This window comes from Pseudomonas sp. MONT-RG-20F-20-E-7-02 (genome assembly GCF_022662395.1).
Lineage (GTDB): Bacteria > Pseudomonadota > Gammaproteobacteria > Pseudomonadales > Pseudomonadaceae > Aquipseudomonas.
Window position 1 is genome coordinate 1176966 of sequence record NZ_JAKNQN010000001.1, and the last position, 14353, is coordinate 1191318.

Annotated in this window: 12 protein-coding genes and 2 pseudogenes; 8 read left to right on the forward strand and 6 right to left on the reverse strand. The window is 61.2% G+C overall.

Annotation, left to right across the window (positions count from 1 at the left end; genetic code table 11):
* The first annotated feature begins 18 nt into the window (after positions 1-18).
* On the forward strand, positions 19-456 hold the full coding sequence (locus L8I05_RS05405; protein ID WP_159957336.1) for a carboxymuconolactone decarboxylase family protein: 438 nt from the start codon (positions 19-21) through the stop codon (positions 454-456).
* Here L8I05_RS05405 and L8I05_RS05410 read toward each other — a convergent pair whose 3' ends face one another.
* The gene (locus L8I05_RS05410) at positions 457-2598 is read right to left on the reverse strand and encodes a TonB-dependent siderophore receptor (protein WP_242167451.1); all 2142 of its coding nucleotides are present in this window, start codon (positions 2596-2598) and stop codon (positions 457-459) included.
* A gap of 203 nt (positions 2599-2801) precedes the next feature.
* On the reverse strand, positions 2802-3698 hold the full coding sequence (locus L8I05_RS05415; RefSeq protein WP_242167452.1) for a helix-turn-helix domain-containing protein: 897 nt from the start codon (positions 3696-3698) through the stop codon (positions 2802-2804).
* A gap of 139 nt (positions 3699-3837) precedes the next feature.
* Between L8I05_RS05415 and L8I05_RS05420 the strand changes: the two genes are divergently transcribed.
* The 4 genes from L8I05_RS05420 (at position 3838) to L8I05_RS05435 (ending at position 8426) form a co-directional block, all read left to right on the forward strand.
* Complete coding sequence (locus tag L8I05_RS05420) at positions 3838-5196, forward strand: glutamine synthetase family protein (protein WP_242167453.1); 1359 nt, start codon at positions 3838-3840, stop codon at positions 5194-5196.
* Between the two features lie 20 nt (positions 5197-5216).
* Positions 5217-6305, forward strand: a complete 1089-nt coding sequence (locus L8I05_RS05425; RefSeq protein ID WP_177018226.1) for a polyamine ABC transporter substrate-binding protein — start codon at positions 5217-5219, stop codon at positions 6303-6305.
* Positions 6302-7600 carry an FAD-binding oxidoreductase gene (locus L8I05_RS05430; protein WP_242167454.1) on the forward strand — a complete coding sequence of 433 codons (1299 nt, stop codon included), beginning with the start codon at positions 6302-6304 and terminating at the stop codon, positions 7598-7600. Before L8I05_RS05425 ends, L8I05_RS05430 begins: the two co-directional genes overlap by 4 nt.
* Before the next feature lie 145 nt (positions 7601-7745).
* Positions 7746-8426, forward strand: coding sequence for a hypothetical protein (locus tag L8I05_RS05435; protein WP_242167455.1), 681 nt, complete (start codon positions 7746-7748; stop codon positions 8424-8426).
* A gap of 32 nt (positions 8427-8458) precedes the next feature.
* Here L8I05_RS05435 and L8I05_RS05440 read toward each other — a convergent pair.
* Positions 8459-8722: pseudogene (locus L8I05_RS05440) on the reverse strand (LysR substrate-binding domain-containing protein); the annotation flags it as partial.
* A gap of 80 nt (positions 8723-8802) precedes the next feature.
* Here L8I05_RS05440 and L8I05_RS05445 point away from each other — a divergent pair.
* Positions 8803-8952: pseudogene (locus tag L8I05_RS05445) on the forward strand (SDR family oxidoreductase); the annotation flags it as partial.
* A gap of 29 nt (positions 8953-8981) precedes the next feature.
* On the forward strand, positions 8982-9398 hold the full coding sequence (locus tag L8I05_RS05450) for an SRPBCC family protein (protein WP_242167456.1): 417 nt from the start codon (positions 8982-8984) through the stop codon (positions 9396-9398).
* Positions 9399-9519: 121 nt separating this feature from the next.
* On the opposite strand, the gene L8I05_RS05455 is transcribed toward L8I05_RS05450, so the two are convergent.
* Together L8I05_RS05455 and L8I05_RS05460 are read right to left on the reverse strand one after the other, a co-directional pair.
* Positions 9520-10914, reverse strand: coding sequence for a HAMP domain-containing sensor histidine kinase (locus L8I05_RS05455; RefSeq protein WP_242167457.1), 1395 nt, complete (start codon positions 10912-10914; stop codon positions 9520-9522).
* Positions 10892-11575, reverse strand: a complete 684-nt coding sequence (locus L8I05_RS05460) for a response regulator transcription factor (RefSeq protein WP_003219726.1) — start codon at positions 11573-11575, stop codon at positions 10892-10894. The genes L8I05_RS05455 and L8I05_RS05460 overlap by 23 nt, the downstream gene beginning before the upstream one ends.
* A 411-nt stretch (positions 11576-11986) precedes the next feature.
* Here L8I05_RS05460 and L8I05_RS05465 point away from each other — a divergent pair, with 411 nt between their 5' ends.
* On the forward strand, positions 11987-12892 hold the full coding sequence (locus tag L8I05_RS05465) for a hypothetical protein (RefSeq protein ID WP_242167458.1): 906 nt from the start codon (positions 11987-11989) through the stop codon (positions 12890-12892).
* 152 nt (positions 12893-13044) lie between these two features.
* Here L8I05_RS05465 and L8I05_RS05470 read toward each other — a convergent pair whose 3' ends face one another.
* Complete coding sequence (locus L8I05_RS05470) at positions 13045-14274, reverse strand: multidrug effflux MFS transporter (protein ID WP_242167459.1); 1230 nt, start codon at positions 14272-14274, stop codon at positions 13045-13047.
* Between the last annotated feature and the right edge of the window lie 79 nt (positions 14275-14353).

Sequence of the window (14353 nt, forward strand, 5' to 3'; positions counted from 1 at the left end):
CCGTTCTGGAGTATCACCATGCAAACCCGTACCGATTTCTACACCGCTTCCCCAGACGCCATGAAAGCCATGCTCGCCTTGGAAACCGCCGTCGGCAAACTGTCTATCGAGCTGCCGCTGCTGGAACTGGTGCGCCTGCGCGTCTCGCAAATCAACGGCTGTGCCTTCTGCCTCGACATGCACACCACCGACGCCCGCAAGGGCGGCGAAACCGAGCGCCGCCTGTACACCGTGTCCGCCTGGCGTGAAACCCCGTTCTTCACCCCGCGTGAGCGCGCCGCGCTGGCCTGGGCCGAAAGCCTGACGCTGATCAGCCAGACCCATGCTCCCGATGAAGACTTCAACGCACTCGCCGCCGAGTTCAGCGCGCAAGAACAGGTCGACCTCAGCGTGGCCATTGCCACCATCAACAGCTGGAACCGCCTGGCGGTGGGCTTTCGCAAGATGCCCAAGTAACTAGAAGTTGACCGATGCACTCAAGCGCGCCGTCAACGGCGCGCCCTGGAACAGGTAGTCATCGCCCATGTATTCGCCGGCGTCGCGCCAGTAGCGCTTGTCGAACAGGTTGTCGACGCTCAGGCGAAACACCGTTTCATAGCCGTCAACCCTGGTGGTGTAACGACTGCCGACATTGACCACCGCATAATCCCCCACCTGCACATTGCCGGTGCGGTTGGCGTACTTCTTGGCGGTGTATTGCACGCCGCCCAGCACGGCCAGGCCATTGACCCACGGCAAGGCATAATCGGCGTACACACTGGCGCGCAGCTTGGGCACGTTGATCGCCTGGTGGCCTTCGTAGTCCGGCGTGCCGCTGTCGTTTACCCGTGCGCGAATCGCCGCCACGCTCGTTGCAATCTGCAGGCGGTCGGTGGCCCAGCCATTGGCGGAGAGTTCTAGGCCGGTATTTTTCTGTTGGCCTTGTTGTACGTAGGTGAACTTGCCATCTTCCGGTTTTGCGTATTGATAGGCTTGGCGTGTCTGGAATACGGCGGCGGCGAAGCTGATGCGGCGCCAGTCGTATTTCACCCCGGCTTCGAGTTGCCGTGAGACGGTTGGGGCCAGGGTTTCACTTTGATTGGTGGCAAACCAAGGTGCTGTGCCGCCCAGTGACAGGCCTTTGCTGTAGCTGGTGTACAGCGAGATGTTTTCAATCGGCTTGTAGATCAGCGCGGCTTGGGGCAGGAATACGTATTGCTGGGTGTGGCGCGCTTCGGTGCCGTTCTCATCGAAGGCTTTTTCATCCAGACGCACTTCGCGGCCGCCAAGAATGGTTTGCCATTGCTCGTTGAAGCGAATGCGGTCGGTGACGAACAGGCCGTACTGGCGGCTATCGAGGTTGCGGTGGCTGTCGTTCAGCGGTTTGTCGGTGGGCGTGAAAGTCGGGGCGTCTTCGTTGATGTTTCCGCTGCCGATCCACTCGTTGACTGATTTGCGCTTGTCGATCACACGGCGAAACGCGCTGGTGCCGAAGGTCAGTTCATGGCCCAGACCTGCGGTGTCGAACAGCCCGGTCATGGCCGCCTGCACTTCATCGTCGCGGCGGGTGTCGTCGGGGCTGCGGTAGTCGTAAATGTCGTAGTTGCCTTCGGGGGTGAAGTAATTGCCGACGCCCTGGGTGTCGCCGCCCCAGGCAAACGAACTGTAATCATCAATCACCACCTTGCTGCGCGCAGCGCTCACGCTGCCTTTCCACTGATCGCTGAAGCGGTATTCAAACTTGCCATTAAGGTTCAGCGAGTCGATTCCCACCTGATGGGAACCACTCTGGTGCCCCAGCAGTTTCTTCGGCGACGCATCGTGCGGCACCTCAGTGCCGCCCAGCAGCTGATAACCCGGCACCGAGCGCTGTTGTTTGTTGTGGTACTCCGCATCCAGTTGCAGCACGGCGTCGGGGCTGATGTTCCAGTCGAAGGCCAGCGACACAAAATCGCGCTGGCCATTGGCGTGTTCCACATAGGAATTAAGGTCTTCATGGGCGACGTTGGCGCGCAGGCCAAACTGCTGTTCGCTGCCAAACCAGCCGCCGACATCGGTGGCGATGTAACCGCTGCCACGGTCATCGGTGGACACCGTCACTGAGCGCACATCTTCCGGGCGCTTGGTCACGTAGTTGATCACGCCGCTGGGCTCGGAAATCCCGCTCTGCAAGCCCGCCAGGCCCTTGAGCACTTCCACTTGCTGCTTGTTTTCGAGGGCGACGTTCTGCTCGCCGGTGATGGTGCGCCCATTGATCTTGTAGCTGCTCGCTGCATTCAACGAGAAACCGCGCACCACGAAGTTTTCGTAGTAACCGATGGGGGCATAGCTGTCGCCAACCGAGGCATCGTTGCGCAGCACTTCACTGAGCAGGCGGGCTTGTTGGTCCTTGAGCATGGCGGCGTTGATCACGGTGATCGAGGCGGGGGTGTCGAGCAGCGGGGCTTCGTTGAAGCCGCCGACCGAGGCGGTATCCGCGCGATACCCGGACTCATCCTGGCCCTGGACGTTCACCGCCGGCAGTTCTATCTCGGCTGCCAGGCTGTTGCCGATGCCACCGCTGAGCAGCAGGCCGAGGGCGAAACGTGAAGTGACGACAGGACGAAAACGCAAAACCATGGGGCAGGGCCTATAAGCGCGGGGCGGAGAGGGCGCATAAGCTAGGGGTATGTGTGAGGTTTTACAAGTTATTGAGAAGGGTTCTGTCATGTCGCAGCATCAAGTGTGGGAGCTGGCTTGCCTGCGATTGCATCAACTCGGTGTACCTGATGGACCGAGGTGTCTGCATCGCAGGCAAGCCAGCTCCCACAGGGGATTACATTTCAGCAAGAGCGTTTGAGGGTTTCGCTGGGCAGCTCTTGGAACAGCGCCCGATAACTGTTGGAAAACCGCCCCAAATGCCAGAACGACCAGTTCATCGCCACTTCGGCCACGGTGGTGTCGGCTGCGGTCAGCAATTCGCGCCGCGCGCCATTCAGCCGCCGCAGCCGCAGCCACTGCGCCGGGCTCATGCCGGTGTAGGTCTTGAAGCCTTGCTGCAATTGGCGCAATGGCACGCCGGCAATCTGCGCGAGTTCCAGCAGGTTGACGGTTTCGTCCGGCGCGTCCGCCGCCCATTCGCCGATACGTGCCATCAACCGGCGTTCTTCGCTGCGCCGTTGCAACGAGCTACGGTCCAGGCATACGCAGGCGTTGTCGAGGATAAACAGACAGTCATCGAGCAGTTGCTGGGTAAGCGCATCGCGGCTGATCGGGTCGACGGTCGCGGCCAGGCGGGTGAGGGTGCCACTGAGCCAGCGGGTGAACAGCGCATTCTGCTGGCAGGTCAGCGGCGCCATGAACAGGCCTTCGAGTTTCGCCACATCCAGGCCATGGCGCTGCACGAATTGCGGGCCGAACACCACAGCCACTTCGCGGTAGTTTTCCGGGGTGATCCAGGTGTTGCGGCTTTCGCCATTGAGCATGTACAGCGCGTTGTCGCTGCCGTCGAAACAGAATGCCAACGAGCCGGGCGGCGCGTTGAAGTGCTGCTCCACGCGGGTGTTCATGCATTCCTCGTAGACCTCGACGCCTTGCAGGTCGAGGTAGCGAATCTGCCCGGCAAAATGCCCTGGGGACATCTGCTGGTACTGCTGCACCCAACCGGGTGTCGCACTGCATTGAGCGGCCACATCACCGGTGGTGAAGGCCTGTACGCGCAAAGCTGTTGCCTGTGTCATGGGTGATCCGTGCGCACTCTATTGGTGCGTTGTGGTTCGTGCAAAGTGGATAGATGCCGTTTCAAGGCTGGCCCAAGATAGACCTCAATGCGCCGAGAGTACAAGCCGGCGCATGCACCCAACCCATGACGAGGTCTTTATGAACGCCCCCTTCGATCAGCTGCACGCCTGGCTGAAAGAACACAAGATTACCGAAGTCGAATGCGTGATCAGTGATTTGACTGGCATCGCACGCGGCAAGATTGCGCCCACCAACAAGTTCCTGCATGAGCGAGGCATGCGCCTGCCGGAAAGTGTGTTGCTGCAAACGGTAACCGGGGACTTTGTCGACGACGATATCTACTACGACCTGCTCGACCCGGCCGACATCGACATGATCTGCCGCCCAGTGGCCAACGCCACGTATGTGGTGCCGTGGGCCATCGAGCCCACCGCCATCGTGATCCACGACACCTTTGACAAGCAGGGCAACCCGATTGAGCTGTCGCCGCGCAACGTGCTGAAAAAGGTTCTGCAGCTGTACACCGACAAGGGCTGGCAGCCGATTGTGGCGCCGGAAATGGAGTTCTACCTGACCCAGCGCTGTGAAGACCCGGACCTGCCGCTGAAAACCCCGGTGGGCCGTTCCGGTCGTGCCGAAACCGGTCGCCAGTCGTTCTCCATCGACGCCGCCAACGAATTCGACCCACTGTTCGAAGACGTCTATGACTGGTGCGAACTGCAAGGCCTGGACCTCGATACGCTGATCCACGAAGACGGCCCGGCGCAGATGGAAATCAACTTCCGCCACGGCGATGCCCTCGACCTGGCCGACCAGATCACCGTGTTCAAACGCACCCTGCGCGAAGCCGCGCTGAAGCACAATGTGGCCGCGACCTTCATGGCCAAGCCGGTGGCCGATGAGCCGGGCAGCGCCATGCACCTGCACCAGAGCGTGGTGGAGATCGCCACCGGCAAGCCGGTGTTTGTCGACGCCGACGGCAACATGAGCCGACTGTTTTTGCACCACATCGGTGGCCTGCAAAAGTACATCCCCAAGCTGTTGCCGATGTTCGCGCCCAACGTGAACTCGTTCCGCCGTTTCCTGCCGGACACCTCGGCGCCGGTCAACGTCGAGTGGGGCGAAGAAAACCGCACGGTCGGCCTGCGCGTGCCGACCTCCAGCCCCGACGCAATGCGCGTGGAGAACCGCCTGCCGGGCGCGGATGCCAACCCGTACCTGGCGATTGCTGCCAGCTTGTTGTGCGGCTATCTGGGCATGATCGAGCAGATCGAACCGAGCGCCGCCGTCGAAGGCCGCGCTTATGAGCGCCGTAACCTGCGCCTGCCGTTCACCCTCGAAGACGCCCTGGCGCGGATGGAGGATTGCGACACGGTCAAGCAGTACCTGGGCGACAAGTTTGTGCGCGGCTACGTCGCGGTCAAGCGCGCCGAGCACGAGAATTTCAAGCGGGTGATCAGTTCCTGGGAGCGTGAGTTCCTGCTGTTGAGCGTCTAAAAAACTAAAGGGGTGTCGATATGCGTCTTGTGAAAAAGCTTCTCCCGCTGGCCCTGGTGGCGGCGTTCAGCAGTGCCGGCCAGGCCGCGCCGACGGTCAGTGTGTATAACTGGACCGACTATATCGGCGAGACCACCTTGGCCGATTTCCAGGCCAAGACCGGGATCAAGGTGATCTATGACGTGTTCGACTCCAACGAAACCCTGGAAGGCAAGCTGCTCGCCGGCCGCACCGGGTATGACGTGGTGGTGCCGTCCAACCACTTCCTCGCCCGCCAGGTGAAGGCCGGCGCGTTCCTCAAGCTGGATCGCTCGCAGCTGCCCAACTTCAAGAACCTCGACCCCAAGTTGCTCAAGCTGCTGGAGAAAAACGACCCCGGCAACGCCCACTCGGTGCCGTACCTGTGGGGCACCAATGGCATCGGTTATAACGTCGACAAGGTCAAGCAGGTGCTGGGCATCGACCATATCGATTCGTGGGCGGTGTTGTTCGAGCCGGAGAACATCAAGAAGCTGCACGAGTGCGGCGTCGCCTTCCTCGATTCGGCGGATGAGCTGTTCCCGGCGATCCTCAACTACATGGGCAAGGACCCGCGCAGCGAGAACGCCGAAGACTACAAACAGGCCGAGGCCAAGCTGTTGACGCTGCGGCCGTACATCACCTATTTCCATTCCTCCAAGTACATTTCCGATCTGGCCAACGGTGATATCTGCGTGGCGTTCGGGTATTCCGGCGACGTGTTCCAGGCCGCCAACCGCGCCAAGGAAGCCAAGAACGGCGTGAATATCGCCTACTCGATTCCCAAGGAAGGCTCCAACCTGTGGTTCGACCTGCTGGCGATTCCCGCCGACGCGAGCAACCCCAAAGAAGCCCATGCATTTATCAATTACCTGCTCGACCCCGAAGTGATCGCCAAGGTCAGTGCCTCGGTGGGCTATGCCAACGCCAACCCGGCCGCCAAGCCGTTCATGGCCCCGGAGCTGGTGAACAACCCTGAGGTGTACCCGTCCCAGGAAGTGCTCGACAAACTCTATATTTCCACCACGCCAACCCCGGCGACCATGCGCCTGATGACCCGCGCCTGGAGCAAAGTGAAGACCAATAAATGATCCAGTCCCAAGACCACGCCCGGTCTTACTACCGGGCCTCGGCGAACGCCATGCCTGAGCGCCCATCGCTGGGCGCCGACCTCAGCGCCGATGTGTGTGTGATCGGTGGTGGTTTCACCGGCGTCAACACCGCCATCGAGCTGGCCCAGCGCGGGCTCTCGGTGATCCTGCTGGAGGCCCGGCGCATCGGCTGGGGCGCCAGCGGGCGCAACGGCGGGCAGTTGATTCGCGGCATCGGCCATGACGTGTCGGGGTTCGCCAAGTACGTGGGCGAGGAGGGCGTGGGTTACCTGGAACGGGCGGGTATTGAGTCGGTGGCGCTGGTGGGCGAGCGCATTCGTCAGCACCGCATTGCCTGCGATTTGCGCTGGGGCTTTTGCGAATTGGCCAATACCCCGGCGCAGTTCGCCGCGTTCAAGGGCGAGCAGGAACACCTGGCGGCGCTTGGATACGGCCATGAAACCCGCCTGGTCGGCCCACAGGATATGCATCAGGTTGTCGACTCGGCGGCCTATGCCGGTGGCTTGGTCGACATGGGCTCCGGGCACCTGCACCCGCTGAATCTGGTGCTGGGCGAGGCGCAGGTGGCAGAAGCCCTCGGGGTGCGGATTTTCGAGCACACCCAAGTACTGGAACTGATCCATGGTGACACCGCGCAGGTGCGTTGCGCCGGTGGCACGGTGCACGCCGCCAATCTGGTGCTGGCGTGCAATGCGCATCTTGAGGAACTTGAGCCACGCTTGAGCGGCAAGGTCCTCCCGGCCGGCAGTTACATCATCGCGACCGAGCCGTTATCCGAAGCCGTCGCTGAGCAATTGATCCCGCAAAACCTGGCGCTGTGTGACCAGAAAGTCGGGCTCGATTACTACCGGCTTTCTGCCGACCGGCGTCTGCTGTTCGGCGGCGCCTGCCACTACTCCGGGCGTGATCCGGCGGACATCGCTGCCTATATGCAACCGAAGATGCTCAAGGTATTCCCCCAGCTGGCAGGCACCGCCGTTGAGTTCCAGTGGGGCGGCATGATCGGCATCACCGCCAACCGTTTTCCCCAAGTCGGGCGGTTGCAACAGCACCCGAATGTGTTCTACGCCCAAGGCTATTCCGGGCATGGGCTTAACGTGACGCATTGGTGCGCAAAGTTGTTGGCCGAGGCCATTCATGCCGGTCACAGCCAGGGCCTGGATATTTTCAGCCAGGTGCCGCACATGACCTTTCCGGGCGGCAAGGCATTGCGTTCGCCGCTGCTGGCGCTGGGCATGGTGTGGTTGCGGCTGCGCGAAGCATGCGGCGTGTAACCGACAGGCGCTGATGTGGAAAGGATGAAGGGTCTTTTCCACGGCACTTTTGCGACGGGTTGACTACTGACCGTACGGTTAGTTACCAGCCCTGGAATCTTTACGTAAATTCCGCCCCGCACAACTTTGTCCAGGGAGGATGCTTATGTTCGATATCAATCAACACCGTCACGATTACTTCTACAACCTCGCCACCGTCATCGGCGGGCTGATCCCCGATGAGCTCTGCGATACGCTCGCCAGACGGGTCAACAGTATCATGGCGGTGCAGGGCGTCGACTGGGTGAAGCACCAAGGGCCGGGCACCGATGCGGTGTCGGACCTGGGTGGCGTGTACAACCACCACATTTTCAACGGCGACGATATCCGGCGTTATGTGCCGGAACTGACCGCGATCTACCACAGCCTAGTGCCGCTGATCAGCCTCATCACCCACACCGACACCGTGGTGTCGCCGTACCCTCTCTGTGATATCAACATCAGGGCCGATCCGCCCGGTGGCGGCACCCTTGGGCTGCACTACGACACCAACGGCATTACCGTCCTGCTGTTCCTGACCACCAACCAGGAAGCGCCGCTGTGCATGCAGATCGAGCGTCATCACCCCCGCCAGGAAAAACCCTGGATCCAGTACCGCCGAATCTACGCCACCAAAGGCTCGCTGTTGATCATGCAGGGCCGCAAAACCCTGCACCACAGCGAGCCGACGGTGACCGAGCAAAAGCTCTCGGTGGTGTACAACTACTACGAGCGTCACGACACCTATCGCCACGAAGACTGTGACACGCTCATGTACTACGGCAAGCAGCCGAAGATGCTGGCATAGGGGGCGTGCCGTGGTTTACGGGGCGCCTCGGATCAACCCTGGGGCTCAGTCAACACCTTCCTGAAGGTTTCCACCAACGGCCGCAAATTGACCCGATGCCACGCCGCCCACAGCGGTGTGGTGTAGCTCAGCCACGGCAACTCGCGCAGCATCACGCCGGGCGGGGCGTTGCGGCTCAGGCCTTTTTGTACCATCGCCAGGCCCAACCCCGAGGCCACCAGGCCCAACGCCGTGAATGGTTCGCTGGCCTCCATGGGGATTTGCGGGGTGAAACCGGCGCGGATGCAGGCGGCGACGTCAGAGAAGATTCCGGTAGCCTTCTGGCAGGCGCTGCGCGATGCACAGCTGATTTCGGCGCGCGCACCTCTGCCGCTTTAACTCGTGGCCAACCTCGATCATCCAGCGCGCGGCGAATGTGGATGAAGTGGCGAACCTGGTGGCGTACATTGCTTCACCCCTGTCTTCTACAACCACAGGTGCCGCATTGCGCGTCGACGGTGGTGTTGTCGACAGCATGGCGATCTGAATTCTTGTTATTTTTTTGGAGTATTTATTGTGGCGACAGCTTCTTCTGTAATTGAGGTTCCGGTTTCGGCCGATCAGGTCTGGCAATTGATTGGCGGCTTCAACGCGCTGCCGGACTGGCTGCCGTTTATCGTCAAGAGCGAGGCCAGTGACGGCGGGCGTGTGCGGCATCTGGAAACGGCGGATGGCGGCGTGGTGGTTGAGCGTCTGCAGAGCTTTGATAATGTGGCGCGCACTTACAACTACACCATCGAGCAGTCGCCGTTTCCGGTGAGTGCTTACCTGGCGACGTTGCAGGTTGAGGCGTTGACGGAGGCGTCGGCGAAAGTCACTTGGTCCGGCGTGTTTACCCCAGCGGCGGGGAGTACGGACGCGGCGGTGGAAGAGCTGTTTACCGGGGTGTACAGCGGTGGGCTTGAGGCGCTGCGGGCTAACTTCCCGGCTTGATGATCGTTCCCACGCTCTGCGTGGGAATGCCTCTTGTGACGCTCTGCGTCACGCGTTGGGGACGCGGAGCGTCCTGGGCTGCATTCCCACGCGGAGCGTGGGGACGATCATCGGGGTTTCTTCAGGCTTCGGGCATCAACTGCTGCCGACACTCCAGCACCAGGCACGCGCCGCCTTGCTGGCTGCTGCCGACTTCCAGCTTGAACCCGTGCAAATTGATGATCGCCGCCACAATCGACAAGCCCAACCCGAAGCCGCCTTGCTGGTCGCTTTCATCCACCCGATAAAACCGTTGGAACACCGCGTCGCGTTCCGCTGCCGGAATGCCCGGACCCGAGTCGTGCACTTCGATACGCGTGCTGCCGGCATCATTGACCCCGCGCAAGATCACTTCGCCGCCCGGTGGCGAGAACTTGATCGAGTTGCTCAACAGGTTGGCCAGGGCTTCGAACAGCAGCGCGCGGTCGCCGGTGATCCACGGCAGCGAATCCGGCACTTCGAGGCGCAGTTGCAATTCGCCTTCTTCCGCCAGCGGCAGGTAAAAGTCGTGCAGTTCGCGCAACAGCGGCAGCGGGTCCATTACCAGGAAGCCTGAGCGGCGCTGGTGGTCTTCCAACTCCGAGATGCGCAACAGCCCGCGAAAGCGCGCCATCAGGGTGTCGGTTTCGGCGATCGCGTCGTCGAGTTTTACCGCGTAGGCCGAGTCCTGTTCTGCTTCCTGCTTGATGCGGTACAAGTGCGCGCGCAAGCGGGTCAGCGGCGTGCGCAGGTCGTGGGCGATGTTGTCGCACACACCCTTGACCTCGTTCATCAGCTTCTCGATACGGTCGAGCATTGCGTTGACGATGGCCGCGAGCATGTCCAGTTCGTCACGCCGGTCGGACAGCGGCAGGCGGTGCGTCAGGTCACCGGCGACGATGGCCTCGGCGCTTGCCTGAATCCCGCGAATACGCCGCAGTGGGCGACGGCGCAACAAATGCCAGCCGGCCGCGCCGGGGATAATCGTCAATGACAGCGCCCACAGCAGGGCATGCCAGATAATGCGGGTCACGCCAAACAGCGAACCGTTGGCGCGCACCAGCACCAGCCAGCGGCCGTCTTCGGTGTGGGTCGCGACGGCGTCGCAGCTGTCCTTGGGCAGTTTCGGGTCGTTGGAGTCGACACAATTGGCCAGCGCGTGGATCTTGCCGTCCAGCGGCAGGTCGGGCGGCACGGCGCGGATCGGCCCGCTCAGCGGTCGAAATTGCTCATCGAACAGGCCGTAGGCGTCCACGCCCTTCATGTCGAAGGTCATGCTGGTGGTCAGGGCTTCCACCAGTTCTTCGCCGTCGAAGCGCTGGAACAGGTGCTGGCGCTGCATCAGCGAGTGACGCGAAAGGTCGCCCAGATACCCCGACACTTCGTAATACAGCACCCCCATGAGGATGCAACTCCAGGCCACAAACAGCGAACTGTACAGCGCCAGCAAGCGGCTGCTGGAGGAGCGCCAGCCCTTAGAGGGGTTCAGCAATGACATAACCGGAACCTCGTACCGTGCGGATCAGCGGCGTGAGGCCCGGTGGATCGATTTTCTTGCGCAGGCGACCGATGTGCACATCGATCAGGTTGGTGCCTGGGTCGAAGTGATAACCCCAGACTTCTTCGAAGATCATCATTCGCGACAGGATCTGCCCGGTGTTGCGCATCAGGAATTCGAGCAATTTGTATTCGGTGGGCAAAAGGCTCAGCGGCTGTTCGGCGCGGCTGGCTTCGCGGCTGATCAGGTTCAGTTCGAGGTCGGCCACGCGCAGGGCGGTTTCGAACTCCTTGACCGTGCTTTTGCGGCGCAGCAGCACTTCGACGCGGGCGGCCATTTCGTCGGAGGCGAAGGGCTTGGTCAGGTAGTCGTCGCCACCGGCACGCAGGCCACGCACGCGCTCGTCGACGTCGGAGAGGGCGCTGATCATCAGGATCGGCGTCGACACCCCAATGGTGCGCAGGGTCGTGACGATGGCCAGGCCATCGAGTTCCGGCAGCATTCGGTCGAGGGTGATCAGATCGTAATCACCACTCACAGCACGGACCAGGCCTTCACGGCCGTTGTCCACCCAGTCCACATCCAGTCCATGGCTACTCAGCTCGGCGACGATCTCGCGGGCTGTTACGGCGTCATCCTCGATGGTCAAAATACGGGTCATAGGATTACCTGGTGAGCGATACACACTAGAAGTGGGGGCATTTTGCCAAGAAATGCCTGAACGCTTCCTAAATTAAACTTCATCTTGGCAAAACTGACACAAGTTTCATTGGCGCTGCCTGAATCTGTGGGAGCTGGCTTGCCTGCGATGGCGGTGTGTCAGTTACACATTGTTTGCCTCGTAGACCGCTATCGCAGGCAAGCCAGCTCCCACAGGGATGCTGTTTGAAGTGAGATTGCATAACGCCCGCTCTTGGCGGTCATTTCTTGCAACTTGCATGGTTCAAGTTAGTTCAAAATTTATATCTTGTTGAAATATAAGAAGTTTATTTTTTAGTCGGACTGGCATGGTGCCTGCACTGTCCCTTTTGAGACTTGTAACACTATTTTTCCTGCCGGGAGCAAAACAACAATGATCACATCCTCATCCACGCTGCAAGAGTCAAGCTCGCTCTCCGGGGTTTCCTGGGGGGCGATTTTCGCCGGGGCCGCTGCGGCGGCTGCACTCTCGTTAATCCTCGTGCTGTTGGGTTTCGGCCTGGGCTTTTCGGCGGTGTCGCCGTGGGCCGACAGCGGTATCAGCGCCAAGGGGCTTGGCATTTCCACGATTGTTTGGCTGGCATTCACCCAGATCGTCGCTTCGGGCTTGGGCGGTTATATCGCCGGTCGGTTGCGCGTGAAGTGGGCCAGTATGCACGGCGATGAGGTGTACTTTCGCGACACCGCCCATGGGTTCCTCGCGTGGGCCGTTGCCACGCTGGTCACCGCCATGCTGGTGGTCGGTTCGGTCAGCAGTGTGATCAGCGGCGGCGTTAAAGCCGGTGCAGGCGTGGCTGCCGGTGCGGCCAGTGGCTTGACCCAGGCGGCAGGCAGCGCAGCCAAAGGCGCCAACAGCGGCGATTTTGACTACTACGTCGACAGTCTGTTTCGCGATGACCGCCCAGCGGCCGTCAGCGATGACGCGGTGCATGGCGTCGTAGCACGCATCTTCACTCGTACCCTGAGCAACGATGGCCAACTGGCCCCTGAAGACCGTGCCTACCTGGCCCAGTTGATCAGCCAGCGCACCAACCTCAGCCAGGCCGACGCCGAAGCGCGCATCGACAAGGTTTACGGCGACGCCCGTAAAGCCGTTGAAGACGCCAAGCTCAAAGCCAAGCAAGCCGCCGATACCGCAGCGAAAGTCGCGGCCTACACTTCGCTCTGGACCTTCATCACCCTGCTGATCGGTGCGTTCTTCGCCAGCTTCGCAGCCACCTTCGGCGGTCGCCGTCGGGATGCCGTGGTGTATGTCGAGACTGAAAACTACGTTCGTTAATTAAGGAGAACATCATGCGCTCATTACTGCTGTGGTTCCTCGGTGTGCCTATCCCGGTCATCATTCTGATCGCGATCTTCATGCACTAAACCTGAGCCTGGCTCGGTCCCCTGTGGGAGCGGGCTTGCTCGCGAAGGCGGTGTGTCAGTTACTCATGAGTTGACTGACACGCCGCTTTCGCGAGCAAGCCCGCTCCCACATTTGGTTTGGCGTAGTGTCAGCCAGCTGGTGATGAGTAGTGCGCTCGCCACCGAGGTCATGATCACCAAGGGCAGCGACGTACCGTCCGACAACAACCCGGTGACCCAACTGCTCACGGCAGTGAGAAACATCTGGGTGAAGAAGAACAACCCCGACGCCGTCCCGGCAATCGCGCCATACGGCTGCAACACCGACAGCTGACACGCTGGAATCACCATCCCCACCGACACCATGATCACCACCATCGGCAGCACAATCGCCAGCCACGCCTGCGGCATCGCGACGGTGGCGCCTGCGAGCATCACGCAACCGAGCACATTCAAGGCGATGGCGGCGCTGATCAAACGGTCGGGTTCAAAACGCAGCACCAGGCGCCGGAACAGGTTCGCGCCGAGCATGTAGCCGCTGATCGTCGCGGCAAATACCAGCGCGTAAGCCGTGGCAGACAGGTGGTAACCGCGTTGCAGCAGGGCCGAAGACTCGCTGATAAACGGGAAATACGTGCTGTACACACAGCCGATTGCCAGGGAGTAACGCAGGAAATAGCGGTCTCGCAGCAGTTGGCTATAGAGGCGCAGCAGGTTGCTCGGCGGCGCGGCGGCGACTTGCGGTGGGCGGGTTTCCGGCAGGCGCCGATACACCGTGAGGTACAAGCCTGCGCCGATCACGCCGAGCACTGCAAACAGCCCGCGCCAGTTGATAAAGGGCAGCATCAGGCTGCCCAGCACCGGCGCAGCCATTGGCGAGATGGCCATGGCCATGGAGATCAGCCCTAGCAGGCGCGCTTGTTGGTCGCGATCGAAATAGTCGCGCACGATCACTCGGCCAATCACCGTGGTGCAGCAACCGCCCAAGGCCTGGAACAGCCGCGCAACGATCAGCACCTCAAGGCTGTCGGCGAGTGCGCAGACCACGGTCGCGACCACGTACAGGAACAGGCCCGCCAACAATACCGGACGACGGCCGAAGCGGTCGGTCAACGGGCCGCTGACCAGCAGGGATATCGCCGAGCCGATCGCATACACCGTGAGGGTCAGTTGCAGTCGGCTGTCGCTGGCGCGGAAGCGGTCGGCCATGGTGGGCAGCGCTGGCAGGTGCAAGTCCAGAGTGAGGCGCGGCAGGGCGATGAGCACGGTCAGCAGCACCAGCCAGAAGCCGAAGGAGAGGGCGCGTTGAGTCATGGGAGTCTTCTTAGCAAACAGTAGAGCTCGAACTCTAGCCGCATTGTGGTTTAATCCTGTGGGCCACTTAGGTCATGAG

Excerpts from the sequence above, each read along its gene's own strand:
- L8I05_RS05405 (WP_159957336.1), top strand. The coding sequence starts at position 19 with ATGCAAACCCGTACCGATTTCTACACCGCTTCCCCAGACGCCATGAAA.
- L8I05_RS05410 (WP_242167451.1), bottom strand. The coding sequence starts at position 2,598 with ATGGTTTTGCGTTTTCGTCCTGTCGTCACTTCACGTTTCGCCCTCGGC.
- L8I05_RS05415 (WP_242167452.1), bottom strand. The coding sequence starts at position 3,698 with ATGACACAGGCAACAGCTTTGCGCGTACAGGCCTTCACCACCGGTGAT.
- L8I05_RS05420 (WP_242167453.1), top strand. The coding sequence starts at position 3,838 with ATGAACGCCCCCTTCGATCAGCTGCACGCCTGGCTGAAAGAACACAAG.
- L8I05_RS05425 (WP_177018226.1), top strand. The coding sequence starts at position 5,217 with ATGCGTCTTGTGAAAAAGCTTCTCCCGCTGGCCCTGGTGGCGGCGTTC.
- L8I05_RS05430 (WP_242167454.1), top strand. The coding sequence starts at position 6,302 with ATGATCCAGTCCCAAGACCACGCCCGGTCTTACTACCGGGCCTCGGCG.
- L8I05_RS05435 (WP_242167455.1), top strand. The coding sequence starts at position 7,746 with ATGTTCGATATCAATCAACACCGTCACGATTACTTCTACAACCTCGCC.
- L8I05_RS05455 (WP_242167457.1), bottom strand. The coding sequence starts at position 10,914 with ATGTCATTGCTGAACCCCTCTAAGGGCTGGCGCTCCTCCAGCAGCCGC.
- L8I05_RS05460 (WP_003219726.1), bottom strand. The coding sequence starts at position 11,575 with ATGACCCGTATTTTGACCATCGAGGATGACGCCGTAACAGCCCGCGAG.
- L8I05_RS05465 (WP_242167458.1), top strand. The coding sequence starts at position 11,987 with ATGATCACATCCTCATCCACGCTGCAAGAGTCAAGCTCGCTCTCCGGG.
- L8I05_RS05470 (WP_242167459.1), bottom strand. The coding sequence starts at position 14,274 with ATGACTCAACGCGCCCTCTCCTTCGGCTTCTGGCTGGTGCTGCTGACC.